Here is a 24,122-nt window from a genome sequence, read left to right as displayed (position 1 = left end):
CGGGTGCCTCGTCAAACAAAGCAGAGCGCCTACAATGGAGGGCGTGTCTCTTACTATCGGAATCGTGGGACTGCCCAACGTCGGCAAGTCGACCCTGTTCAATGCCCTGACCCGCGCCACCGTTCTGGCCGCGAACTACCCCTTCGCCACCATCGAACCCAACGTCGGCGTGGTACCCCTGCCCGACCCGCGCCTACAGGGCCTGGCCGACATTTTCGGCTCCGAACGCATCCTGCCCGCCACCGTGTCCTTCGTTGACATTGCCGGTATCGTCCGCGGTGCCTCCGAAGGCGAAGGCCTGGGCAACCAGTTCCTCGCGAACATTCGCGAGGCCGACGCTATCTGCCAAGTTACGCGCGCATTCACCGACCCCGACGTCATCCACGTTGATGGCAAGGTCGAGCCCGCCAACGATATTGAGACTATCGCCACCGAGCTGATCCTGGCCGACATGCAGACCCTGGAGAAGGCCATCCCGCGTCTGGAAAAGGAAGTGCGCGGCAAGAAGACCGACCCGATCGTCCTCGACACCGCCCGCGCCGCCCTGGAAATCCTTGAAAAGGGTCACGTCCTCTCCGGCCCCGAGGGTGCGCCCCTGGACCAGGACGCCCTCAAGTCCTTCCAGCTCATGACCACCAAGCCCTTCATCTACGTGTTCAACATGGATGCTGACGGCATGGCTGACCAGGCCAAGCAGGATGAACTGCGCGCACTGGTGGCCCCCGCAGACGCGATCTTCCTGGACGCCCAGTTCGAGGCAGAGCTTGTCGAACTGGACGAGGACGACGCCCGCGAGATGCTCGAAGAATCCGGCCAGTCCGAGTCAGGCCTGGATAAGCTGGCTCGCGTCGGCTTTGACACCCTTGGCCTGCAGACCTACCTGACCGCCGGCCCCAAGGAGGCGCGCGCCTGGACCATCCACAAAGGCGATACCGCTCCTGTGGCCGCCGGCGTCATCCACACGGACTTCCAGAAGGGCTTCATTAAGGCCGAAATCGTGTCCTACGAGGACCTGGTGACCTACGGTTCTGTTGCCGAGGCTCGCGCGGCTGGCCGCGTGCGCATGGAAGGCAAGGACTACGTCATGGCCGACGGGGACGTGGTCGAGTTCCGTAGCGGGCTTACGTCTGGGGGTAAGAAGTGAGCACTGTCGATCGGGATGATCTTTATGTCCGGACGCTTCTAAGCCCCTTGGAGAAGTCTGCCGACTACTTGCCGAAGATGGGCAAGTCCGGCGAAGTCGACTTGGAAGGTTTTACTGAGCTATACGGCGCAGACCCTCTTTACCACTGGATGGGATTGGACTCACCCCTCATGTTTGCGGCGCACAAGGCTGCTGGGGGGATGACTTCCATCTACCGCCAGTTGGGGATTGGAGCTGAGCGACTGTTCCGTCAGATTCTGCGCGATGAACTTGAGTTAGCGGCTGAACAGGTCGTTTGGTCATATGAAGTTCTTCCAGATGTTGACATGGCGTCGAAGCGCGATGCTGTCAAACCTCGCATCCTCTCTCTAGACGGAAGAGTTGAGTTTGAGGATGTAGATGACCCGACAGCTCGAAACCGACTTGAGGAGTGGGTCGACGAGCAACGTGGACGTCTCAATATCAGTGTGCCCTTGAAAGGGGCAGTCTTCGAGGTTCGTCAGGGTTACAAATCGGCTGACAGTAAGCGGCAAAATGCAGACCTAGCAAATGCTGCACAAGCCCTCGGCCATGGTTACTTGCCGGTGCTAACTATCATGTCAACTCAGATTAACGAGATTGTCCGCGCACGTTACACCACAGGTAATTGGTGCGTACTAATGGGTGAAGTTGGGAGCGAAGACGCTTCGCATAGCACCTTCGATTTTCTGCGCGAGGTGGTTGGGTATGACCTTGTGCAGTTTTTTGAGCGCAATACAGCGCGTCTGCGCTCTGGAACAGAAGAGATTTTGAAGGCTCTTCTGGAGGCGAAGTAGTGGCGCTTGAGAGGGCCCATGCGCGCATGGGGCGAAACGAACACCTGACTTTTCGAGCCAATATGGGTGTCGGTAGGCATGGTTGGTTGCGTCTTACGCCTGCTTACGGGGTAAAACTTGTTCGCACGAAGATTGAGGAACTTGCTCCCGGCTCTGTTGTCATCGACCCCTTTTCGGGTACCGGCACGACCCCACTTGCAGCGGCAGAGTTGGGACACTTCGGTCAAAGCATCGATGTGAATCCGTTCCTAGTTTGGCTTGGAAATGTAAAAACGGACGCCTATTCGAGCGATGTGCTGTGCGAGTTAGAGGACGCCGTACAGCAGGCGCTAGCTGCATCCAAGAATGTCTCTGATGCAAGCGACCTATGGCAACCAAGCCTTTTCAAGATTGAAAAATGGTGGTCGCAGGGTTCACTTCATGCCCTGAAGGCGCTGAGATTCAACATTGACAACTATGGCGGGCGGGTGCGGAATCTGCTAGATATCGCATTTTGTCGTACACTTATCGGTTGTTCGAACGCCGCATTCAACCATCAAAGCATGTCGTTCAAAGAGGTCGACCCCTCAGCGGGACGTTTTGAGATAGATGATGCAATACGGGCATACGACCTTTTCCGTTCTGAGACAGCAAGCCTGATAGATTCGGCTCGCTTTGATCTGCTTGGTAAAGCGCGTGTATTTGAAGGTGATTCTCGGGAGGGAGTGAAGGATCTTCAATTGGCAGATCTCGTGCTTACATCCCCACCGTATGTTAACCGGATGTCGTATATCCGCGAGCTCCGCCCGTATATGTACTGGTTGCGCTATCTCGATCAGGCGAGTGATGCTGGGGACCTTGATTGGCGAGCGATTGGTGGTACATGGGGGACTGCCACTAGCAAGCTCAAGTCGTGGGAGCCGTCAGTGGAAACGCCGGTGGATGCTGAAGTATCGGCAGTGGCAGAACTAATTTCCCGCGATGGTGGAAAGAACGGCCCATTGCTGGCAACTTATGTTAGAAAGTATCACCATGACATGTGGCAGCATTTCGAGTCCATAACCCCGCAAGTGAAGCCAGGAGGTGAGGTTTCTTATATCATCGGGAACTCAACTTTCTACAACCATGAAGTCCCTGCTCATGAGTGGTATGCGGACATGCTTCGAGCCCTCGGCTATCAATCAGTAACAGTGGATGTGATCAGGAAGCGTAATAGCAACAAGGCTTTATTTGAATACGATGTTTCTGGCGTAAAGTCTTCCTAGGCCGTAAAACTAGATTGGGGCTGGAGTGGAGTTCAGGTTTAATGTCTGACTGTGCCCTGTGAAGGTTGGAGGCGTGTCGGTAGACGCGCCTTCAACCTTTTGTCCTGTAACTCCCCTTTTTCTGGGGCGTGCGAAACGGGTGGGCACACCTCAAGCGAGTGTTAAAACTACGGGTTAAGTAGCTGTGAACCTAGCTCTTGGGCAGCCCCTCCTTTCCCCCTTGACCCTCCTCTTACAGGAGGCCCCAGAATGGTTGGACACACGTCACCGTCAACGTGAGAAAGGGCTCTGACTATGTTCACCATCGGGATTTTTTCTCAGCTCACCGGGCTGAGCGTGAAGGCGCTGCACCACTATGACTCGATCGGGCTTCTCGCGCCGCAAACGACAGATCCCGTCACTGGCTACCGCTATTATGCAGCGGAACAAGCACGCGATGCCGCTACTATTAGCGCTTTACGAGCGCTGGGCATGGGCCTTCCAACAATTCAGGCGGCCCTCAATGATGGAGCAACTCAGGCAGTAGAAGCCTTCCTCGATGAGAGCGCGAAGCAACGTGACGCTGAGGACGCTATTGCGCGCACCGTTCAGGATCTCTTACGTGGTTACGCAGAACTCCCGTCTACCGCAGTCCGGACAGTGCCAGAACAAAAGATCGTCTCGCTCCGCTGCACACTGTCCCTGACGGACGACGTGGAAGATTCGATGAACGAGGCCTTCGCCGGACTTCTTCAGGCCGTCCACGACGCCGGGTGTGAGCCCCTCGATTATTGGTGGCTGAGTTTCATGCAGGCTGACGCTGGGGCGGTAGCAATGACGTGGGCGATTCCAGTGCAGAGTCTGCCCCACGCAGACCTGCCCGTTGATTCTGGCGCAGGGTTTTCGCTGACCGTGGGCGTCGATCCAGAACATGAAGAAACATTTGTGAGAGCCGCAGAGGCTCCTTCTCAACACGGAGACTTCGTTCCAGCCTCGCCAGAACTCATTGCCCTTCTCGCTGCTGGGATTGACCCTCAGGGTGAGGTTCGACAGATCTATCGCCACCAGGATGGACAGATCCTCCTCGAACTGGCCGTTGTCAACCAAGTCTAGATGAAGCGATTTGGGTCAACATCTCGACTGTTCATGCAGTCTTCTCGCTCAGAGGTATGTCTATCAGCATTGACCTCATTATCTGTAAATCGACCACTAATGCATCAGAAAATAGACTAGTATTTGTTCTGTAAATGGGCTAGTAGTGCTACTGTAGAGGTATGGCCTACTTGGAACGTACGGTTGACCGTGAGCTTGACGAATTGCTGCCTCATGTCCCCGCAATCGCTCTTGATGGGCCCAAAGGCGTTGGAAAGACAGGCACTGCATCCCGTCGAGCAGACTTCACCTGGAAACTTGATGATCCTGCTCAAAGAGATGTCGTCAAAGCTGACTTTGCGCTATCAACGGCGCCAGAAGGTCTTTTGCTCATTGATGAATGGCAGCATGTGCCGCAGGTGTGGGACGCAGTCCGTCGGAAAGTTGACGAGGGCGCGCCATCTGGACGTTTCCTCCTGACAGGATCGGCTACCCCGCATCATGCAGCGGGCACCCATACGGGTGCCGGTCGAATTCTCTCCCTCCGTATGCGTCCAATGGCGCTATATGAGCGCGGCGTAGCGGCGCCATCGGTTTCCTTGGCCGCGTTATTAGAGGGGGAGTCGGCAGTGTCAGGTGCGACTGATTGTGTGCTGGAGAACTATGTTGAATCCATAGTTTCAAGCGGTTTTCCAGGGATTATGTCTGCCTCTCCTCGCATCCGTCGTATGATGCTCGACTCTTATCTGCAACGCGTCATTGATCGAGAACTCCCTGATCATGGCTTTGAAGTTCGGCGCCCAGAGACACTGCGTCGTTGGTTAGCTGCTTATGCTGCAGCGTCGTCCACAACAACGTCGTACTCAAAGATTCTTGATTCCACCACCGGTGGTGATGGGGGACAGCCCGCTAAAGCGACAACCGTTACCTATCGAGAGCATCTCACACGTTTGTGGCTTCTTGATCCTGTGCCGGGCTGGCTACCAGCTAACAATTCTCTCAAGAGGCTCCAGCAGGCACCGAAACATCAGCTTGCTGATCCGGCACTGGCAGCGCGTTTGCTGGGGCTCACAGAAAGAAGTCTCATCGGAGAGGCTGGCGCGCATATGCTCGGACCACTATTTGAATCTCTTGTCGTCCTAAGTGTTCGTGTCGCTGCACAGGCTGCAGAAGCTCGAGTAAGTCATCTGCGTATGAATGGTGGAGAGCGAGAGGTGGATCTGATCGTCGAAGGACCAGAGGGGCAGGTGCTTGCTATTGAAGTCAAACTGTCTGCGGAAGTCACTGATTATGATGTGCGTCATTTGCTATGGCTTCGCGAGCAAATCCCAAATCGAGTGGTCAACCTCGTGGTCGTTAATACCGGTCAGGTGGCCTATCGTCGAGCTGACGGCGTTGCCGTTGTTCCTCTGGCTCTGCTTGGCGCCTAAAACAGCGTGCAGCACAGTGTGATAATGAGGATGATGCGACGTGAGCATCAGGCCACGTGATAAGGAGGGCAGACACCATGAGCGCGCTGCGCGACACCCTCGCCGCGTTCTTTGAAGCTGAGAACCAGCGGGATTGGGAGCGTTACATGGAGTTCCTTCACCCGGAGGTCGAATGGGAACTTCACGGCAACACCATTTACGGCCGCGAGGCCTACATGCAGCTCATCACCCAGGCCTATGGCAACTCCTCCATCACCTTCCGCACGCATCAAGTGCTTGAGTCCGCCAGTGCAAACATTGTCGCCACCCTGTTGATTGACGAGGACGGTAACCGCTCCCTTGATATTTTCGAGTTCGAGGACGGGCTGATCCGTAGGGAGTGGGAGTTCCTTATGGGGCCGGGCGACGGATGGGCTCTCGAGAAGTAACCCATCTTTTCGCAGGTCAAGATCGGTTTTATGTAGCTCAAAGATTCAGACAGGTCGTCAGAATCTTAAGATGAATCACAGGCTTTCAACGGGAGAGCTGAAGTCGCCCAACTTAGACTTGGAGCACTTTGTCAGTTGTTCCCTGACCTGAAGGAAACCGAGATGATCATGGGATTGCCGCTCCACCCGCTGGTGGTTCATTTCGCCGTTGTGCTTGTGCCATTGGCGTTTGTTGCGCTACTCGCAGTGGCCGCCGTCAAGCGCTGGCGTGAGCGTTACGCACACCTTGCCCTTGTCCTTACTGTCGCTGCGGCTCTGTTTGCAGTGATTGCACGATTCTCCGGCGGCCAGCTTGCTTCCATGGCAGGCGGAGTTCCTTCCGGACACGCTTTCTGGGGAAATCTCCTCATGTACGCGGCGTTGGCGACCGCAGCCCTCGCTCTCTTGTGGTTCTTCATGATCCGTAAAGAGAAGGATGCCCCCGCCAACACTGTTCTTGGCTGGCTGAGCGTTGCCGCGGCAGGTGTTGCAATGGTGATGACCATGCTTGCTGGTCACACCGGAGCTGAGTCCGTGTGGGGCACCCTAAACACCGCAGCCAACAACGGCGAGGCTACCGCCACAGAAGCCCCGGCCGCCACGGCAGATGCCCCCGCTTCCTCCGCAGACGCCCCTTCCGCCGCCGCAGGCGCAGCGGTTTCCCTCACCATGGATGAAGTCGCCTCCCACAACACCGCCGAAAGCTGCTACGCAGTCGTTGAGGGCACTGTCTATGATCTGACGGACTGGATCGCGAAGCACCCCGGCGGTGCTGGCGCAATTGAGAAACTCTGCGGCACTGATGCAACCGAAGCATTTGGTGGCGTCCATGGCGGCAACGAGAAGGCTGAGCACGCACTCGAACAATTCGCAGTCGGGACCCTCGCGAAGTAAGCCCGATCAGCCTATTCCCTGCCGGAGTAAAACCTGATGCAGAGGATGGATGACACTCGGTAGTGAGCCCCTCCACGGGAATATTCCCGTGGAGGGGCTCATACGCTGGATTGTGACCCCTTGCCTGAGCCAGTGCGTTGAAGGGGGCCTCCAGCGCTGCTATTTCACCAATGTCTTAACGCCGCGCAGCGGAATCTCCAGCCAATCAGGCCGGTTGCGTGCCTCGTACACAGCCTCATAGAGTGCTTTGTCCAGTTCCAAGGCGGTCAAAAGCGCACGGCGGCGTTCAGCTGGCGTCAATGCGTCGTTACCGTGGATACGGGAAGCCGATGCTCCCTCAAGGTCGGCATTCAATTCTGCCTCGTAGCCTTCAAGGAAGGCAGCGCGAACAGCTGCGAGCCAATCGGAAGCCGTGTGGCTTCCTGCAATGCTGTCTGCAGAAGCCCCAACTGCCGCAGCATAATCAAAGGAGCGCAGCATCCCGGCGACATCACGTAGAGGCTGATCAGGCAACAAACGCTGCGCGAGTGGTCGCAATGGTTCACCCTCGAAATCCAGGACGAACCAGCGGCCAGAATCCGAGTCAGACCCGGCATCCTCACCGGCAATCTTTTCTCGCAGGACCTGGCCCAGATGGTAGTCGCCATGGATCCGTGTTGCGGGCTCAAGCACATCACAAGCATCAATGCGGGCGTAGACATGGGCGATTTTGCCTGCCAGTCCAGGAATCTGCTCATGTAACGCGGGAACCTCTTCCAACGCCCAGGCTGCCCGTTGCCGCAGAGTATCGACAAAGCGAGCGGGTGAGTCAGGCTGGTGCTCACCGCAGGCGAGGGCAAGAATCTTGTGCATCTGCGCGGTCGTTGCACCCAAGTCGCGGGCAAGAGTAGTCGCGCGGTGGCGAGCCGAGCCGACTTCTTCTCCACTGGGCGTGTCAGATCCAGTACCTGAACGCCCAGTACCTGAACGCCCAGTACCTGAACGCCCAGTACCCGAGGCTGCAGCGCTACTGGCCTTTTCCGCGATCGTTTTCTCCGCCGCATCTTCGGCTGCCAGAGCACAGAAGAGCTCGAATCCATCATGCGCTTCAGGAATGAAGGTGGTTGCTACCGCCGAATGGGTGTGTACTTCCTCGCCGGTGCTGGGATCCACCCACGACAGCGTTGACCACGCCACCGGCCTACGCACCCGATCCCACCCGTGGGCTGCGAGGGCTCGTGAGACCTCCACGTCGGGATTAGGGCCGGGGGAGAGCACACGGAAGAGCTTGGCCACCAGGTCAGGCGTCTCAGACTCGGCAGGGGCTCGCATAACGACGTTCGTATTCGACTGCTCGCCGGTCATCACCCGCGCCGCGCCGCTGCGCTCAAGGATCGCACGCGCGTCGGCCTCGTTTAGCGCGTTTCCGGAACGGAGCGCGCCCTCAGCCCAGGCCGCCCAGAATGCGGGGTGGCGGGCGCCATCGACGAGGGCGACCCCGCGGCCTGCCTCAGCGGGAGTGATGACGCCTGCAGGTGGGGGAGAGGGGAGGATGAACCCGGCCGCTGCGGCAGCCTCGCCGGGCAGAGCAAAGCTGGCTAGCGCGTCGGCGTTTTCGAGAACAAGGGGGACATGGACGAGGACGGGGGCCGACGCGGCTGCGCTATCTTCCCTCCCGTCTACCGCAGGCGAGGGCAGGCGCGTGACAGCAATGAGCAGATCACGCACGTGAGGAGCGAGTTCGACATCGGCAATGACCGTCATCGACTCTGGCGTGGGAGCACCGCCATCCTTGAGCGGATACCAGCGGCGCTCATACATCCACGGCCCCAAAGCCGTGAGAATCTCAGCGTCGCTCGGCCATGAGGCGGCGCGTGTGGGAAGGCGCGTGGCAACAGTGTCGTGTCCTGTCTCCATACGCTCAGAGTAGCGTGCTCTCTGTTTCCTGATCGAGGCTGGCGTACAGCCATCACCGTGTTTTCCGCGAGTGGTCGCTTCTAACTGACCACTCGCGGGGAACTCTCAGAAAGGAAAGGGAAGCTGGGAGGAACGTGGGGATATGAGGGGAAAGCCGATAGCATGGCGATGTGCTGAATCATGCTGCGCTCAAAGAACACCACACCCCGAAGTACTTCCTTCTCATGGAGTGGATTCTCACTCTTGCTGCCCTGGCCTACCTTGTCATCTACTCCTGGCAAATCATTAGCCAACCCACAGGGCGTGCACTCCAGATCAGTGAGGTCATCCTCATGGCCATCTGGGTGTTCTTTCTCGTGGAGTATCTTGTGCGCCTTTACCTCGCCCACGACCGTCGCACTTGGTTTACACGGCATCTATTCGACTTCGTCGTTGTTATCCTTCCTATTCTTCGTCCCCTGAGAGTTTTGCGCGTCCTCATGATCCTCGGCGTGATTCAACGCAGTGCGAACCTCCACTTGCATGGGAGGATCGCGGCCTACACGACAGTTGGATCGGCCCTCCTCGTCTGGCTGTCAGCGCTGACTGTCCTCGATCTTGAGCGGGGTGTGGAGGGCTCGTCCCTGACGACTATGAGTGAGGCTCTGTGGTGGGCATTCGTTACCGTCACAACTGTTGGCTACGGCGATATCGCCCCGGTTACTGATGAGGGGCGCATGGTTGCTGTCATCTTGATGCTTGCCGGGATCTCGCTCATCGGCATTGTGACGGCAACGTTGGCCTCGTGGGTGGTGGCACAGGCAAGCGACGAGGAATCTGCTCTTGAGGGAGCTGACGGAGGAATGATGGACGAGGCGCCCGCCGCCGATCCTCAGGGGGAGGGCGAGCGTGGGCGACAAGCTGCGGGTTGCACCGGAGAATGCGCGGCGACCAAGGCTGATGTTGAAGCCTTGCGGAGGGACATCGAGCGGCTCCGAGATGAGATCCTGCGTCTAAAGGATTTGGACTGATCCCCGCCCTATTTTCGCGAGTGGTCACTTAGAACTGACCACTCGCGAAAATGAGGAGGTCACAGACTCGCCGATGATGACAGCCCCCTCTTTTATCCCGCTGCCGAACCTCGCAGGTAGACTCGACCCCTGGACGTGCGCCAGAACTTGATCCAGAGTCTGGCACCAATCCCAAATCTGGCCACGGAACTGGCCATTGCTCGAAGCGCTGGAAACAAAGAAGGAGCGCCACACCATGACCGAAACCCTGTACCCATCGGCGCGACCCGTGAACGAGGAAGAAAAAGCCCTTATCGAAAGCGCACGACAGACGATTGACGCCGCCACCGACACCGCACACCTCAACGAGGATGGCATTCACACCATGGGTGCCGCTGTTCGCAGTGCTGACGGACGAATCTTCACCGGCGTGAACCTCTACCACTTCACCGGCGGCCCCTGTGCCGAGCTGGTTGCACTCGGATCTGCGCGCGCGGCCTGCGCCTTCGAGATCACGCACATTGTGGCCGTCGGTAACCACGGACGAGGAGTATGCGCACCGTGCGGGGGGGGGACCGACAAGTTTTCATTGACTACTATCCCCACCTGCGTGTCATCCTGCCCGGTTCGGATGGGGAGGTGAGTGTCCTCGCCACCGACCTCATCCCGGGGGCATACCGCGTGAATACTGCGGTCACTACTGAGAACTGACCTCCTATTCCGCGAGTGGTCGCTTCTAACCGACCACTCGCGGAAAACCCTTAGCGAAAATCCTCAGGAGAAAGACCGGGATATGTAGGAAGGGAAGCCCCACCTTCCCAACTCTAGCGCTGGCTCCCTCCCCGATTTACCTGTGACTACGGAAACGCCCACGCTCGTTCCCCGCCAGACACACCAACGCAGACAAAAGGTGGTGGGGCCGGATTGTCCAGCCCCACCACCCTTGACAGGCTTCATACGTCAAACGTTCTCTCCCCGCCACACTAAGCGGCGGCTCCAGCCTCGTCAGACGTAAAATGTCACCTACTGGCCGCGTCGCTTCAGAAACACCAGCAACGCGCCCACAATCACCAGCGCGCCACCTCCCACAAGCACCCAGGTCAGGCCAGACGCGCCCGTCGCTGCCAACTTCTCAGAGGTCTTCTTGGAAGGGGCTTGCTTAGCGGTGCCCTTCGGTGTGGAAGGAGTCTTCGAGGACGCAGGACCATCTGCCTTTGGCGGCACAACCGTGGTCGGCGGGGTCGGCTGAGCGGGAGGCGTCGGCTGCTTTGGGGGAGTAACAGGCGGCACAGGCTGGGTCGGAGGTGCCGTCTGGTCGGCGCTCGCGGGGAAGGTCATCCGCACCCACACCGCGCGGTGGTCCGAGGTTGGGAAGGGCTGACGCTCACCCGTCTGAGGATTCTTATCCAGGCCGGTCAGGCGGAAAAGCTCATCCTCACGAGTTGGCCAGAACACGCGCGCTTCCTCGACCACAGCCCCACGGTTGGGCAGCACGTAATCAACCCGCAGGTTACCTGTGCGACCGTCACTGAAATCAGCAGTGTCGTACTTTGGGTCACCCGCATGGGTGGTATTCGCTTCACCCTGCAAAGCGTGCTCTTGAGGGCCACCCTCAGAAGTGGGCAGAGTATCGAGGACGCGGTCGTTCCCGAGTAGCTGCATAATGGCGTTCTGGTAGGAGCTACCGTCGGCCGGGTCAGCGTTGTAGTCGCCCAGAATGACAAAATTCGCATCTGGCGCCAGCGTGCCTGTTCCTCCCTTATCGTCGTACAAGTAGGTGCCTGCGCCCGAAATGTAGTCCGCCCACATGCGGATCTCATCATGATTGCGCTTCTGATTACGCATCTCAGGCCCGTCAAAAGCCGGAGGAGTGGGGTGGGCAGCCAGCACGTGCACGATCGTGCCGTTGACATCAACAGGAATATCAGCGTGCGTCTTAGATGAGAGCGGGAAGCTCGCCAACTCCTCTGGCGAATACCAGGGGGTGCCGTCGGCGTTCACTGGCAGCACCGCGCCGGGCATGTCCTTCCACAAGAAATTCTGGAAGGTGCGCACCTGCTCGGCCTTGATGGGGAACTTCGAGTACACCACCATGCCGTACTGCCCGGGGAACAGGCCAAAGCCCCACGCATCATTGCCGGGCTTAATCTGTCCGTCGTTATCAAGATCGAAACCCGACGGGACGCCCGTGTTGACCGGCCCGGTCCACATGTAGGGGTAGGTGACAGGCGCAGCACCGTTGTGCCCCACCTCAAGGTAGTTTTTGCGGAAGAGGTCGGCTGCTTTGTGCTCAGCGTCGTAATCAAACTCATTGATGAGGATGATGTCAGGGTTAATACGCTGGATGGTTTCCGCGGCGTTTTGCGCCTGCACATTGTCGCCAGTGGCGAGGTGTTCAAGGAGCTCGCCCTCGCGGGATCGGTTAAGGCTGGCATTAAAAGTAGCGACGGTAATCGCGTCGGTGTGGGGACCCGCTGAGGGGTCGGCAGCGAGGGCGGCGCCGGCGGGTAGCAGGCTCAGGCAAAGCGCTGCGCTGCCTGCGCCCGCTACGAGAGAGCGAAATGTCATGCGTGTGTCCTTTCCTGGATCCGGGTACAGGGTGTTAGCAAGGGGCGATCGAGGCAGGGATGCGCTGTGTGAAGATGGTGGCCGGCATTTCTCCTAAGAGAGGCCTGCGTGATGTGATGGGGTGCGAGAGGTGATGTTCATGCTGGTCATGCATCACTTCACGGGAAAGTCTAACGCTGTCTCCTGGTTTTTGCTGCGCTGCTGATAAAGAAAGTGCCGCCGTCGCCTTCTCTTCCCTCCCCTCTTAATTGGGGGACGGTAACTGTTAGGGTGAAGCCCATGAACGCTGTTTTTCGTCCACTTGTCGATGGTGACAAGGATCTTCTTGCTGAAGCGGTTCTTGGAAATATCAACTGGTGTGGTCCGCGCTTTACTGCTGCCGACGTGAATGAAATGCCCGAGTTTGCCCGCTATGCCTCTCTTGTCAGCTCGCGTGGCGATTTCGGTTTTGCCGCACACGTCGATGATTCAGCATGGGAGGGAGAAGCCGTTGGCGCGGTTTGGGTTCAGTATTTCAGCGTCGCTCAGGCGGGGTATGGGTTTATTGACGAGGCGACGCCGGAGTTAGGGCTGTGGGTTCGTGAGGGCTACCGTGGGCGAGGATTAGGGCGGGCTCTTTTGCGCGCTGTGAAAGACGAGGCACTCGCGCGGGGTGTGTTGCGCGTGAGCTTATCGGTGGAGGAAGGCAATTTCGCTCGCACGCTTTACGAGAGTGAGGGGTTTGTGGCGGTTGTGGGGCGTGAGAAAGACGGCGTGATGCTGTGGGAAGCCGCTGGCGACGACGAAGCGTGAGGGTTCCTGTCTGGTCGGTCTTTTCCGTTCTATTCCGCGAGTGGTCGCTTCGAAGCGACCACTCGCGGAATCTCTGTGGGTGATGAAGACCCAACGGGAGTGAAGAGGCGGCTATGCTACAAGGAAGTCGCTTCAGTCCACCGGAGGAAAAATGGGCATCCCGCAAAGCCACCTGGGTACAGGCGAATACGTCGTCCTCCATTTACGCACCCATATGAAAGCAGTATTCGGTCAGATCCTGCTTGGAGTTGTTCTGACGGCAGCATTGGGGGGCGCATACTACGTCGAACCTGAAAGCTGGCATCCTTACGGACTTATCGCCGCCGCTATTATTTGGGCGCTTTTGATGCTCCTGTGGGTGGTGTGGCCGATCATTACATGGCGTATGCAGACCTACACCATTACAAACCGTCGCATCATCACTCGGGCTGGAGTTATCAACCGCAAGGGACACGATCTTCCCCTTCGTCGAGTAAATAACGTCCAATATGAGCGCGATCTTCTTGACCGGCTTCTTGGTTGCGGCACCCTCGTCCTCGAAACGGCTGCCGAAGAACCTCTTGTCCTCCACGACGTTCCACACGTCGAAAGAGTCCACGTTCAGATTACAGAGATTCTCTTCACCGACGCTGACACAGACGGGGAGCCAGAGCTTCTTCGCGAAGAGTAGTGTTCCCGTCTGCATGACATGCTTGCTGATTTTTAATAATTCGCGAGTGGTCGCTTCGAAGCGACCACTCGCGAATTATTAACTCTGGGGTGGGAATGAGGTCAGGTCAGAGACGCTTACTCGCATAGTCATCTCGAGTGTTTCGCCAGGGTAAATCTGCTGTGCGTCTCCCAAAACGTTGCCAGCTTCAAGGCATAAAAAGTCGGCCCAAGCCTCGTCGGGGATATCTTCGATGCTGAGAGCCCCTTCGCTCCACGGCGTCCACACGATCCAACTCCCAAAACCCTCGGTCGCGATATGAATCTCTCGAGACAAGCCAGGGTCAGAAATTGTCACCGGAGACTTGCTTGTGTACACGCGGTCAACTGCCTCGCTGAAAGTGTCAAGGGAATCGCCTACCCCCGCAGTGAAGCCGTTCAAAGCATCGATATAGCAGGCTCCTTCAAGACCTTTCAAGTTGATATTTCGTATATCTGAGACGCGAAAGTACGTGTGGAATGCAGCTTCAAAGACGTATGAATGATTGTCGGTGTTCGTGACTGTCAGAGTGATCTCAAGCGTCTCACGAGTCCGGACGGAGAGGTCAGCGTCGAAAGAATGCGGGTAGAGGTCCCAATATTCTGCCTCCGCTAGTTCGCGAGTGGTCGCTTCTAGCTGACCACTCGCGAAGGGAGCGTGGGTGAGACTGAAACAGAGCGAGTCGCCTTCTGTGCTCTTCTTGCGTTCCCACAGGGTATTTCGCGCAAATCCATGTGTGGGGGCCTGTGTCGCCTCGACTGCAGAAGAGCGAGAGGCATTGTCAAACCACGGAAAGCACACAGGAATGCCGCCCCGAAGAGGAGAAGCCCTAGTGATTGTCGCAAGTGGAGATACCCACAGGACTTCTTCTGACGCGCGTGGCCGCCAGGAAAGAACTTGTGCGCCGAAATCGCGGACAACAAGGGTGGAGTCTGGTGTTTGAACACTCTGGATGGATGAGTGGGACATAAGGTGAGGATAATGCCTCCACAGACAAAGACATACAACTTAAGGTGAGTTTTAAGGGACTGTGCCTGTTCCTTTTCGCGAGTGGTCGCATAGAACTGACCACTCGCGAAAAAGCGCAAGTACTGCCAAGACCTTGGCGAGGAACGAACTTATCCACAGGCTTTCATGACAAAAGGGTCTATCCACAACGCCCCAGCTTTCCTTTTTCTCTGGCTCGACAGGTGGCGAAACTGAGACTATGAACTCTCCACTTAACATCACGCTCTCAGCATTCAAAAGCCAACGTGCAAGCGCTCCGTCAAGCCCCGTGCTGACACTACACTCGCGTAGCCTCGAAGAATTCCTCTCTCATCCCCACAGAACCGAAACCGCAGCGCCCTCCGTGTCAGCGGCGTCGGCCTCGTCAAACGAACAGCACGCAGAGAACGGCACCAATATTCAAGCAGAGCCAGTAATAGCAAACGAAACCCTCCAGGGTAGGCGGATTTTCTACCGCGCCGATCTCATCGCCCAAGGCGAAACCTCCGCGAGCATTCGACGCAAAGTTCGTTCAGGAAAACTCATCCAGATTGCGCGAGGCTGGTATGCAACAGAACCTCTCTCAGGCATCGAGTTTTTGTGGGAACTCCAAAAGGTCCTCCCCAAAGACGTCATTTTCGCTGGAGAGACAGCGGCCCTCTTCTACGGCATTGATACGCGAAGCCACAAACGCCCTGATGACTCCTTTCGTCTGTGTATGTTGCGCCCGCGTGGGCAGCGTGCTCTTCGGCGGCCCGGCGAACGGTGCCGTTCGATGATGCTTGAGGATGAGGAAGTAGTCGAGGCTGGCCCGGGGATCCGTATCACCTCACCGCTTCGTACGTTGTGTGACATTGTGATGTCGGAACGAATTGATCGTGCGACGGCGGTGGTCGAAGACTTTTTGCGCAAGCATCTGGTGACGGTCCAGGAGCTGTGGTCGGCGATCCGGGAGCGACGAGGTCGACGCGGGGTGAAGATTCTGCGTCGAGCAGTTCAAGAGGCTGACCCGTCCTCGGAGTCTGCTCAGGAAACTGCTGTTCGTCTTCGTCTGAAGGAAGCGGGCCTTCCTGAACCGAAGACGCAGATCGAGGTGAAGCGTGGGTGTGGTCGTAAATTTCGGATGGATCTGGGGTGGGTGTGTGGTGATGGTGGAGTAGCTGTGGAGTATTACGGCCAGGCCTATCATCCTGCGAGCGGAGTGAAAGCCGAGTCGGATGAGCAGCGTTTAGTGGAGCTTGCCGAGGTTGGGTGGCAGGCGATTGTGGTGCGGGCTGACGACATGGCGGGAATCGAGCCTGTTTTTGAGCGTGCTGTGGCTGATGCGTTACGGGTGCGAACAGGCCGTCGTTTTCGCGTGGGTTTGAGGGAGAAATGGCGTTTGACGAGGACGAACCGTGTGCGGAATGCGTGGAGTCGCGCAGACGAAGTGGGGTGGATTCTCTGGCGAGGCAGAAGAAGGGAGGGGGCTTCCCATTCGAAGGCGTAAAAGAATGAGGTCGTTGATGTGGGGTGATAGGCGAATACGAATACGGGGGAGGCCTGTGGGAGGGAGGAAGCTTGCTGAACCGGGAGAAGGATGTTGCGTCGGGGTAGCTTCAGTGTGTGTTGACGTGTTGCATGTCGCAACAACCTCGGATGTCAACAAAGGGTAAAAACCGATACTCTGGATTGCGCAGAAAAACTGGCAGTATCTGCCAGCACCCTGCGCTTTTTCTTTCCTTTTCTCCGCGAGTGGTCACATAGAACTGACCACTCGCGGAAAAAGAGAAACCCGAGGAGGAACAATGTCGCTGCGCCACAACCTGCGTAACGTCGCAATCGTCGCCCACGTTGACCACGGCAAAACCACGCTTGTTGACGCAATGCTCTGGCAATCCGGCGCATTCTCCGAACGCGACACCGTCGAAAAAACCGGCGAACGCGTCATGGACTCAGGCGACCTTGAACGCGAAAAAGGCATCACCATCCTCGCCAAAAACACCGCCGTCCACTACCGCGGCCCCTCCGCCACCGCCCTCGGCCTCGAAGATGGGGTGATCATCAACGTTATCGACACCCCCGGCCACGCCGACTTTGGCGGCGAGGTCGAACGCGGCCTGTCCATGGTTGACGGCGTCGTCCTCCTCGTGGACGCCTCCGAAGGTCCCCTGCCTCAAACCCGCTTTGTCCTGCGCAAAGCCCTCCAGTCTCACCTGCCCGTCGTGGTCGTCGTCAACAAGGTTGACCGTCCCGACTCCCGCATCGAAGAGGTCGTCTCCGAAACCACCGACCTTCTGCTCTCCCTGGCTGAAGACCTGATGAACGAGGGCGTCGACGCCGACGTGGACGCCATCCTTGACGTCCCCGTCATCTACGCCTCAGCTAAGGCCGGCGTGTCCTCCCTGACGAACCCCGGTGACGGACAGCTCCCCACCGAGAACCTCGAACCCCTTTTCGAAACGATCCTCAAGCGCATCCCCGGCCCCACCTACGACGAAACTGCCCCCCTTCAGGCGCACGTCACCAACCTGGACGCCTCGCCCTTCCTCGGCCGCCTGGCGCTCCTACGCATTCACAACGGTGTCCTACGCAAGGGCCAAAGCGTGGGCCTCGCCCGCCACGACGGCACCACCAAATCCGTGCGCATCACCGAGCTACTGCGCACTGAAGGCCTTGAGCGTGTGCCCGCCGAAGAGGCCCATCCCGGCGACATCGTGGCCGTGGCTGGTATCGAGGACATCACCATCGGCGAATCCCTCGTTGACCTCGACGATCCCCGCCCCCTTCCCCTCATTAAGGTGGATGATCCGGCGATCTCCATGACCATCGGCATTAACACCTCCCCAATGGCAGGCCGAGTTAAGGGCGCCAAGGTGACGGCCCGTCAGGTCAAGGATCGTCTTGATAAGGAGCTCGTGGGTAATGTTTCTTTGCGCGTCCTGCCCACCGAACGCCCCGACGCTTGGGAGGTTCAAGGACGAGGCGAACTCGCCTTGGCCATCCTCGTTGAGCAAATGCGCCGCGAAGGTTTCGAGCTCACCGTCGGCAAACCTCAGGTTGTCACCAAGGACATCGACGGTAAGACCTGCGAGCCGATGGAGCGCATGACCATCGACATCCCTGAAGAATATTTGGGTGCCGTCACCCAGCTCATGGCTCAACGCAAGGGCCGTATGGAAACCATGGCCAACCATGGCAGTGGCTGGATCCGTCTGGAGTTCGTGGTGCCCGCACGCGGTCTCATTGGATTCCGCACGCGTTTCCTCACCGAGACGCGTGGCACTGGTATTGCTTCGTCGATTTCTGACGGATACGCGCCGTGGATGGGTGCTATTGAGCAGCGACTGACCGGTTCGCTGGTGGCCGACCGTGCAGGACAGGCCACCCCCTACGCCATGATTAACCTGCAAGAACGCGGCTCGTTCATTGTTGAGGCCGGTTCGGAGGTGTACGAAGGGCAGGTTGTGGGGGAGAATTCGCGCGGTGAGGATATGGATGTCAATATCACCCGTGAGAAGAAGCAGACCAATACGCGTTCGGCCACCGCTGACGTGTACGAGTCACTGACCCCCTCACGTCGCTTGACCTTGGAAGAATCCCTGGAGTTTGCCTCGAATGACGAGTGTGTTGAGGTGACCCCCGAGGCCGTGCGCGTGCGCAAGGTTGTGCTTGACTCCCAAGAGCGCTTCAAGATTGCTGCCCGCGAGCGTCGCGCTAACCGTTGAAGTTAGGGGGAAAGAGAGAGCCTGCCGTCTCGCGTTGTCTTTTTCCGCGAGTGGCCAGTTAGAACTGACCACTCGCGGAAATAGGAAACATGGGAGGCGCGCAAAAGCCTGGTGTAGGCACGAAAAACTCTCCACCCCGAATCTTCGATTGCTCGCGAAACGTGCCTGCGATGGTGGCCTCGCCAATTAGGGGAAACGCTGCCCCAAGGCGCGCCCCTTTTTCTCTCACCGGGGGCTTACTTTACTGGGAACGCAGGTGGGGGAGGGACTTTCTTGCCGGTGACCATTGTTGGAGCCTCGACTCGGACTGGGCCACGCCGCGTATTGATCGTGACATGGTCCACTGTGGATTCGATGACGTCCCCGAGGGCGTCGTGCAAACCATCCTCAAGCCGGTAACGTAATACCACGCGATCACCAGGTTTCCACTCCAACCAGGGAAGGCGAGGAGGGGGTGGGGACGCTGGGGGAGTGTTCAGTTGAGGTTCGCCTACACCTACTTTTTCGCTCATCTGAGTGATAATAGAGTGCCTCGAAGAAAAGCTGTAGCGTCTGCTACGGCAGTTCAAGTGAAGGAGAAGAAATGACGTACGTGATCGCGCAGCCTTGCGTTGATGTCAAGGACCGCGCGTGCGTTGACGAATGCCCGGTGGACTGCATCTACGAGGGCGCCCGCTCCCTCTACATTCACCCCGAAGAATGCGTGGACTGTGGAGCGTGCGAACCCGTCTGCCCCACGGAGGCAATCTTCTACGAGGACGACCTGCCGGAAGAATGGTCCGACTACTACCAAGCGAATGTCGACTTCTTCAACGATCTGGGCTCTCCTGGTGGTGCTCAGCGCGCGGGCGTCCAGGATTTTGACCCGCCGATGATTGCTGCATTGCCTCCCCAAAATCAAGACTGATTGATGTGCGAGCTAACCCGGGCGCCGGAAGGTGGCCCGGGTTTTTCGCGCTTATCGCCCGCCCGCGTGGCTCTTTTTATCGTGTGTTATCGCGAGTGGTCGCATAGAAGCGACCACTCGATGAAATCGGGGAGTGAAACGCCTTCCTTCCCGCTAGAGTCGAGTTCTAATCCATGACCGCCCGCCCACTTCGCTTCAGCGACTGCTGCCCGTTTTCAACCAAACGCAGCTGCGGCGATGAAGCGCCCGACAGGAAGCGACACAAGCGATGCTCCCCACCACTCTTGGCCTGCCTGACTTTCCCTGGGATAAACTCGCGCCCGCTAAAGCTCAGGCGAGCGCGCATCCAGATGGTATCTGCGACCTTTCGGTTGGCACCCCCGTTGACCCAACGCCTGCGCTCATTCAAGAAGCCCTCAAAGATGCCTCCGACGCTCCCGGCTACCCAACAGTCGTTGGAACGCAGGAAGTGCGCGACGCTATCCGTGCGTGGGGTGCCCGCCGCAACATGGTTGACGTTGGCGACAAAGGTGTGATCCCCACAATCGGCTCTAAAGAAGCCGTCGCATGGCTGCCGCTTCTCCTGGGAGTCCAACCCGGCCAGAGCGTCCTCGTCCCCCACGTCGCCTACCCAACCTACGATGTGGGGGCGCGCTTGGCTGGTGCCACCCCCATCCCGGTTGACCCCACACGTCCCGGCACGTGGCCCGACGCAAGCCTCGTGTACTTGAACTCGCCGGGTAACCCTGACGGGCATGTGCTCACCATTGACGAACTCGTAGCCGCTGTGGAGTGGGCGCGCGCTCATAAGGCGGTTATTGTCTCGGATGAGTGCTACGCGGCTTTACCTTGGGAGGAGCCGTATGTGACCGGGGGCGTGCCGTCCGTGCTGGATCGGCGCGTGTGCGGCGAGGACCCAAGCGGCATCATCGTTTTGTATTCCTTGTCGAAGCAGTCCAATCTGGCGGGCTACCGCGCGGCGTTGATGTATGGAGATCCGGCTTTGATTAGCGCGGTTGTTGAGGTCCGCAAGCATGCGGGAATGATGGTGCCCGCGCCCGTGCAGCACGCGATGGCAGTGGCATTGCGGGACGAGGCCCAAGTGGCCGAGCAGTACCGTTTGTACGCGCGCCGCCGTGAGGTTTTGAAAGAGGCTGTACTGTCGGCGGGCTTGCTGATTGACGAGGTGTCCGCGGCGGGCTTGTACCTGTGGGTGAGGCGTCCTAGCGTCGATGGTGCAGTTTTTTCCGCGAGTGGTCGCTTCGAACCGACCACTCGCGAAAATGAGGAAGAAGTTGAAGGGGATTCGTGGGCTCTTGTGGACCTGTTTGCGAAGGCTGGAATCCTTGTCGCCCCGGGTGCCTTCTACGGTGATGCGGCCCGCGATCATGTGCGTATCGCCCTGACTGCCACGGATGAGCGTATTGATGCGGCTTCTGCCCGAATCATGGAACTAGGTGCGGACTATTTTCGCGCCTGAGTGTGCGACGTACTACAGTTAGGACGAGAGTCCTATTTCATTGTCGAGAAGACCCTACATGCCCAAGGAGCACGAATGACCCCCAAGGCGTCCCCAGCAGCCAGCAAAGAAGCTGACGCAACGCCCACAGTCGACCCAACCCCCACGACTGACAATGCCACCACCCCCGAGGACGCAGTAACGCCCGAACAGGTGCCCGCCTCAGCAACCCTCACCGTCGGGGAGACCGTCGTCGACCTCCCACGCGTCCCCGCAACCATCGGCTGCGACGGCGTACGCATCGGCACACTCATGAGCGCAGCCGACATCGTCACCCTCGACACGGGTTTCACCAACACCGCATCCTGCGAATCCTCCATCACCTACATTGACGGTGACGCAGGCATCCTCCGCTACCGCGGCTACCCCATTGAGCAGCTCGCCAAAAACTCCACCTTCCTTGAGGTCGCCTACCTCCTCATCTACGGCGAACTCCCTGACGCCGCTACCCTGGAGGCTTTCAATCGCCGCGTCCAGAAACATCGTCTCCTCCACGAGGATTTCAAAGCCTTCTTCACTGCTTTCCCCCACAAGGGCCACCCCATGTCGATCCTCCAAGCAGGTATCGCAGGCCTCGCCACCTACTACGAGCACACCCTTGACCCTCGCGATCCCCAACAGCTTAACGACGCCCTTGTCCTGCTGATCGCCAAGGTCCCCACCATGATCAGCTACATCGCTAAGCGCGCAGCCGGTCTGCCCCTGCTTTACCCAGACGCTCAACGCGGCTATACCGAAGATTTCATTCGCCTGACCTTCGGCATGCCCTACCAGGAGTACGACATCGACCCCGCACTCGTGCGCGCACTCGACATGCTCCTGATCCTCCACGCCGACCATGAACAAAACTGCTCAACCTCCACCGTGCGCCTCGTCGGCTCCTCTCAGGCGAACCTCTACGCCTCGGTAGCAGCAGGCGTGGGCGCCCTCGCAGGGCCACTGCATGGCGGCGCAAACGAAGCAGTGCTGCGCATGCTCCACCAGATTCGTGACGAGGGTATGAGCGTTCAGACCTTCGTTGACAAGGTCAAGAACAAGGAAGACGGCGTGCGCCTGATGGGCTTTGGCCACCGCGTCTACAAGAACTACGACCCGCGCGCCGCCATCGTCAAGGACACCGCCCACGACGTCCTCTCCCGCCTGGGCCGTCGCGACGAACTACTTGACATCGCTATGGAGCTCGAAGAAATCGCCCTCTCGGATGATTACTTCAAGGCACGCAAGCTCTACCCGAACGTCGACTTCTACACGGGTCTGATCTACTCAGCCATGGGTTTCCCCACCAAGATGTTCACCCCGCTGTTTGCGCTGGGCCGTCTGCCCGGCTGGATCGCCCAGTACAAGGAAATGACAGAAGACCCCGCCACCAAGATCGGCCGCCCGCGCCAGGTGTACGTCGGCGAGGTCGAACGCGACTATGTGCCGCTGCGTCAACGCGGCCCGCGCCTCATGGAGAAGTGAGTCTTCACTTTCGCATCATCGTTTGACGAGGGAACCCGCCTCGGTGCCACAGTGCATCGGGGCGGGTTTTCGTTTGCGCGGGGCGTCAAGAGAATTGCATGAAGTGCCGCGGGCGTGTGGCGGCAGGCCCGTGATTAAGGAGAATCTTGAGGTGGCGAGAAGCGCGCGATCCCGCGCAGAAGGATGAGGGCCCCTGGGCCTCACCTGGATATTTCCGCGAGTGGTCGCTTCGAAGCGACCACTCGCGGACATAGGGGAGTGGAGAAGACAGGAAAAGCTCGCACATGCTGCCCCAATGCGAGCGAAACACAAGCGGCCACCGGGAAGAACACCTGGTGGCCGCCCTCGTGTTTTAGCGCCTAGTTCGTGGCGTGGAGCGCATCGTTGAGTTCGATGCCGACGCCACCCCGAGCAAGAGCCTCGACCCGACCCGACAGGGAGTTACGGCGGAACAGAACGTTCGATGCCCCAGCGAGCTCATGCGCCGCAACCGTACGAGGCTCAGCGAACAAGCCGTGGCGTCCTGGAATAACGCCTCCGGAGGGCATGATCGTCACCTTTGTGCCGGCAGTGAGGTACAAACCGGCCTCGACAACACAATCATCACCAAGGGGAATTCCCAGACCCGAGTTGGCGCCCAAGAGGCAGCGCTTCCCCAGGCGTACGCGCTCGCGACCGCCACCAGAAAGCGTGCCCATTGTGGAAGCTCCGCCGCCGACATCGGAGCCATCGTCAATGACAACCCCTTGAGAAATACGGCCTTCAACCATCGAACGGCCAAGGGTTCCGGCGTTGAAGTTCACGAATGCCGCATGCATGACAGTTGTGCCCTCGGCCAGGTGGGCGCCCAGGCGCACTTTCGCGCCGTCAGCGATACGCACGCCTGAGGGGACAACGTAGTTGACCATCGGCGGGAACTTGTCGACTCCGATGACCGTCACCCCAAAACCGTACTTCGCGCGCAGCCGCATGCGTGTGGTTTCGAAATCCTCAACGGCGCAGGGGCCAACAGTGGTCCACACGACATTTGGTAGTCGCGAGAATATCCCGTCAAGGTTAATGGAATTGGGGGTGACCAGGCGGTGGGAGAGCAGATGGAGGCGCAGGTAAGCGTCTGCGGTGGACTGCGGCTGGTCATCAAGGTCGCAGCTGCAGGTGACAACGGTTGTGCGGACCCCGCGGGCTTCGTCGCTGGTTTGCAGGGTGGTGAGAGTGTCAAGCAGTTCGTTTCCGTCGCCTTCGGCGCGCTCGCCGAGGTGAGGCTCGGGGTACCACACGTCAAGGGTTTGGCCGCTGGTGGTCACAGTGGCGAGGCCGATGCCCCATGCTTTCCTATTTTCCATGTTCTTTACTTTATGGTGGCGGGCGAAAGGATGCGCGCTCAGTCCACCTAGTGAAGATGCCACCGGGTGAAGATTCTCAGAGTAGATGAGGGGAAGGATAGGAGGCGAGGGAGGTCAGGGTGTGCAGTTCGTGCACCCCTGTGACTGCGAGTGGTCGCATAGAAGCGACCACTCGCCTAAGGAGAAGTGGGGTAGCAGCG

General features: G+C 58.5%; 21 protein-coding genes. 16 read left to right on the top strand and 5 right to left on the bottom strand.

All coding sequences use genetic code 11. The annotated features are described in order from the left end of the window. Nucleotides 1-43 precede the first annotated feature (43 nt). The 7 genes from ychF to EII11_RS04310 all read left to right on the top strand — a co-directional run bounded on the left by ychF (nucleotide 44) and on the right by EII11_RS04310 (nucleotide 7,065). Nucleotides 44-1,144 (top strand): redox-regulated ATPase YchF, encoded by a 1,101-nt coding sequence (ychF, locus tag EII11_RS04340; RefSeq protein ID WP_124869141.1) that lies wholly within the window; start codon nucleotides 44-46, stop codon nucleotides 1,142-1,144. After that, a complete protein-coding gene (locus EII11_RS04335) occupies nucleotides 1,141-1,959 on the top strand; it encodes a hypothetical protein (protein WP_205649230.1) in 819 nt (272 codons plus the stop codon). Before ychF ends, EII11_RS04335 begins: the two co-directional genes overlap by 4 nt. After that, the gene (locus EII11_RS04330; protein WP_205649229.1) at nucleotides 1,959-3,203 is read left to right on the top strand and encodes a hypothetical protein; all 1,245 of its coding nucleotides are present in this window, start codon (nucleotides 1,959-1,961) and stop codon (nucleotides 3,201-3,203) included. The genes EII11_RS04335 and EII11_RS04330 overlap by 1 nt, the downstream gene beginning before the upstream one ends. Nucleotides 3,204-3,497: 294 nt before the next feature. Continuing rightward, a complete protein-coding gene (locus EII11_RS04325) occupies nucleotides 3,498-4,295 on the top strand; it encodes a MerR family transcriptional regulator (RefSeq protein ID WP_124869138.1) in 798 nt (265 codons plus the stop codon). Nucleotides 4,296-4,456: 161 nt separating this feature from the next. Next, nucleotides 4,457-5,704, top strand: coding sequence for an ATP-binding protein (locus EII11_RS04320; RefSeq protein ID WP_124869136.1), 1,248 nt, complete (start codon nucleotides 4,457-4,459; stop codon nucleotides 5,702-5,704). Nucleotides 5,705-5,781: 77 nt separating this feature from the next. After that, a complete protein-coding gene (locus tag EII11_RS04315) occupies nucleotides 5,782-6,132 on the top strand; it encodes a nuclear transport factor 2 family protein (protein WP_124869133.1) in 351 nt (116 codons plus the stop codon). A gap of 162 nt (nucleotides 6,133-6,294) precedes the next feature. Beyond that, complete coding sequence (locus EII11_RS04310; RefSeq protein WP_124869130.1) at nucleotides 6,295-7,065, top strand: cytochrome b5-like heme/steroid binding domain-containing protein; 771 nt, start codon at nucleotides 6,295-6,297, stop codon at nucleotides 7,063-7,065. Nucleotides 7,066-7,224: 159 nt separating this feature from the next. Here the strand turns inward: EII11_RS04310 and EII11_RS04305 are convergent, their stop codons facing one another. Further along, a complete protein-coding gene (locus EII11_RS04305) occupies nucleotides 7,225-8,961 on the bottom strand; it encodes a 1,4-alpha-glucan branching protein (protein WP_124869127.1) in 1,737 nt (578 codons plus the stop codon). 170 nt (nucleotides 8,962-9,131) lie between these two features. On the opposite strand from EII11_RS04305, the gene EII11_RS04300 reads away from it, so the two are divergent. Both EII11_RS04300 and EII11_RS04295 read left to right on the top strand, forming a co-directional pair. Continuing rightward, nucleotides 9,132-9,971, top strand: a complete 840-nt coding sequence (locus EII11_RS04300) for a potassium channel family protein (RefSeq protein WP_124869124.1) — start codon at nucleotides 9,132-9,134, stop codon at nucleotides 9,969-9,971. Between the two features lie 235 nt (nucleotides 9,972-10,206). Beyond that, a complete protein-coding gene (locus tag EII11_RS04295) occupies nucleotides 10,207-10,593 on the top strand; it encodes a cytidine/deoxycytidylate deaminase family protein (protein WP_205649228.1) in 387 nt (128 codons plus the stop codon). A gap of 380 nt (nucleotides 10,594-10,973) precedes the next feature. Here the strand turns inward: EII11_RS04295 and EII11_RS04290 are convergent, their stop codons facing one another. Then, nucleotides 10,974-12,518, bottom strand: coding sequence for an endonuclease/exonuclease/phosphatase family protein (locus tag EII11_RS04290; protein WP_124869121.1), 1,545 nt, complete (start codon nucleotides 12,516-12,518; stop codon nucleotides 10,974-10,976). A gap of 279 nt (nucleotides 12,519-12,797) precedes the next feature. Here EII11_RS04290 and EII11_RS04285 point away from each other — a divergent pair, with 279 nt between their 5' ends. Continuing rightward, the gene (locus EII11_RS04285) at nucleotides 12,798-13,310 is read left to right on the top strand and encodes a GNAT family N-acetyltransferase (RefSeq protein WP_124869118.1); all 513 of its coding nucleotides are present in this window, start codon (nucleotides 12,798-12,800) and stop codon (nucleotides 13,308-13,310) included. Nucleotides 13,311-13,461: 151 nt separating this feature from the next. Next, nucleotides 13,462-13,980, top strand: coding sequence for a PH domain-containing protein (locus EII11_RS04280; RefSeq protein WP_124869114.1), 519 nt, complete (start codon nucleotides 13,462-13,464; stop codon nucleotides 13,978-13,980). 78 nt (nucleotides 13,981-14,058) lie between these two features. Here the strand turns inward: EII11_RS04280 and EII11_RS04275 are convergent, their stop codons facing one another. Continuing rightward, nucleotides 14,059-14,967, bottom strand: coding sequence for a D-hexose-6-phosphate mutarotase (locus tag EII11_RS04275; RefSeq protein WP_124869111.1), 909 nt, complete (start codon nucleotides 14,965-14,967; stop codon nucleotides 14,059-14,061). A gap of 238 nt (nucleotides 14,968-15,205) precedes the next feature. Between EII11_RS04275 and EII11_RS04270 the strand changes: the two genes are divergently transcribed. Then, on the top strand, nucleotides 15,206-16,474 hold the full coding sequence (locus tag EII11_RS04270; protein ID WP_124869108.1) for a type IV toxin-antitoxin system AbiEi family antitoxin domain-containing protein: 1,269 nt from the start codon (nucleotides 15,206-15,208) through the stop codon (nucleotides 16,472-16,474). Between the two features lie 298 nt (nucleotides 16,475-16,772). Further along, nucleotides 16,773-18,692: a translational GTPase TypA gene (gene typA / locus EII11_RS04265; RefSeq protein WP_124869105.1), complete on the top strand. Its 1,920-nt coding sequence runs from the start codon at nucleotides 16,773-16,775 to the stop codon at nucleotides 18,690-18,692. 236 nt (nucleotides 18,693-18,928) lie between these two features. Here typA and EII11_RS04260 read toward each other — a convergent pair whose 3' ends face one another. Further along, entirely contained in the window at nucleotides 18,929-19,204 is a 276-nt protein-coding gene (locus EII11_RS04260; RefSeq protein ID WP_240623059.1) for a putative acetyltransferase, read from the bottom strand. 71 nt (nucleotides 19,205-19,275) lie between these two features. On the opposite strand from EII11_RS04260, the gene fdxA reads away from it, so the two are divergent. The 3 genes from fdxA (at nucleotide 19,276) to EII11_RS04245 (ending at nucleotide 22,579) form a co-directional block, all read left to right on the top strand. Further along, nucleotides 19,276-19,599 carry a ferredoxin gene (gene fdxA / locus EII11_RS04255; RefSeq protein ID WP_124869102.1) on the top strand — a complete coding sequence of 108 codons (324 nt, stop codon included), beginning with the start codon at nucleotides 19,276-19,278 and terminating at the stop codon, nucleotides 19,597-19,599. 268 nt (nucleotides 19,600-19,867) lie between these two features. After that, nucleotides 19,868-21,079, top strand: a complete 1,212-nt coding sequence (dapC, locus tag EII11_RS04250) for a succinyldiaminopimelate transaminase (RefSeq protein WP_124869099.1) — start codon at nucleotides 19,868-19,870, stop codon at nucleotides 21,077-21,079. A 75-nt stretch (nucleotides 21,080-21,154) separates the two neighbouring features. Further along, entirely contained in the window at nucleotides 21,155-22,579 is a 1,425-nt protein-coding gene (locus EII11_RS04245; RefSeq protein WP_124869096.1) for a citrate synthase, read from the top strand. A 359-nt stretch (nucleotides 22,580-22,938) separates the two neighbouring features. Here the strand turns inward: EII11_RS04245 and dapD are convergent, their stop codons facing one another. Beyond that, a complete protein-coding gene (dapD, locus tag EII11_RS04240) occupies nucleotides 22,939-23,922 on the bottom strand; it encodes a 2,3,4,5-tetrahydropyridine-2,6-dicarboxylate N-succinyltransferase (RefSeq protein WP_124869094.1) in 984 nt (327 codons plus the stop codon). Nucleotides 23,923-24,122 lie beyond the last annotated feature (200 nt).

Source organism: Schaalia canis, assembly GCF_003858455.1.
Classification (GTDB): domain Bacteria; phylum Actinomycetota; class Actinomycetes; order Actinomycetales; family Actinomycetaceae; genus Pauljensenia; species Pauljensenia canis.
This window is presented reverse-complemented; position numbering and strand designations above follow the sequence as displayed.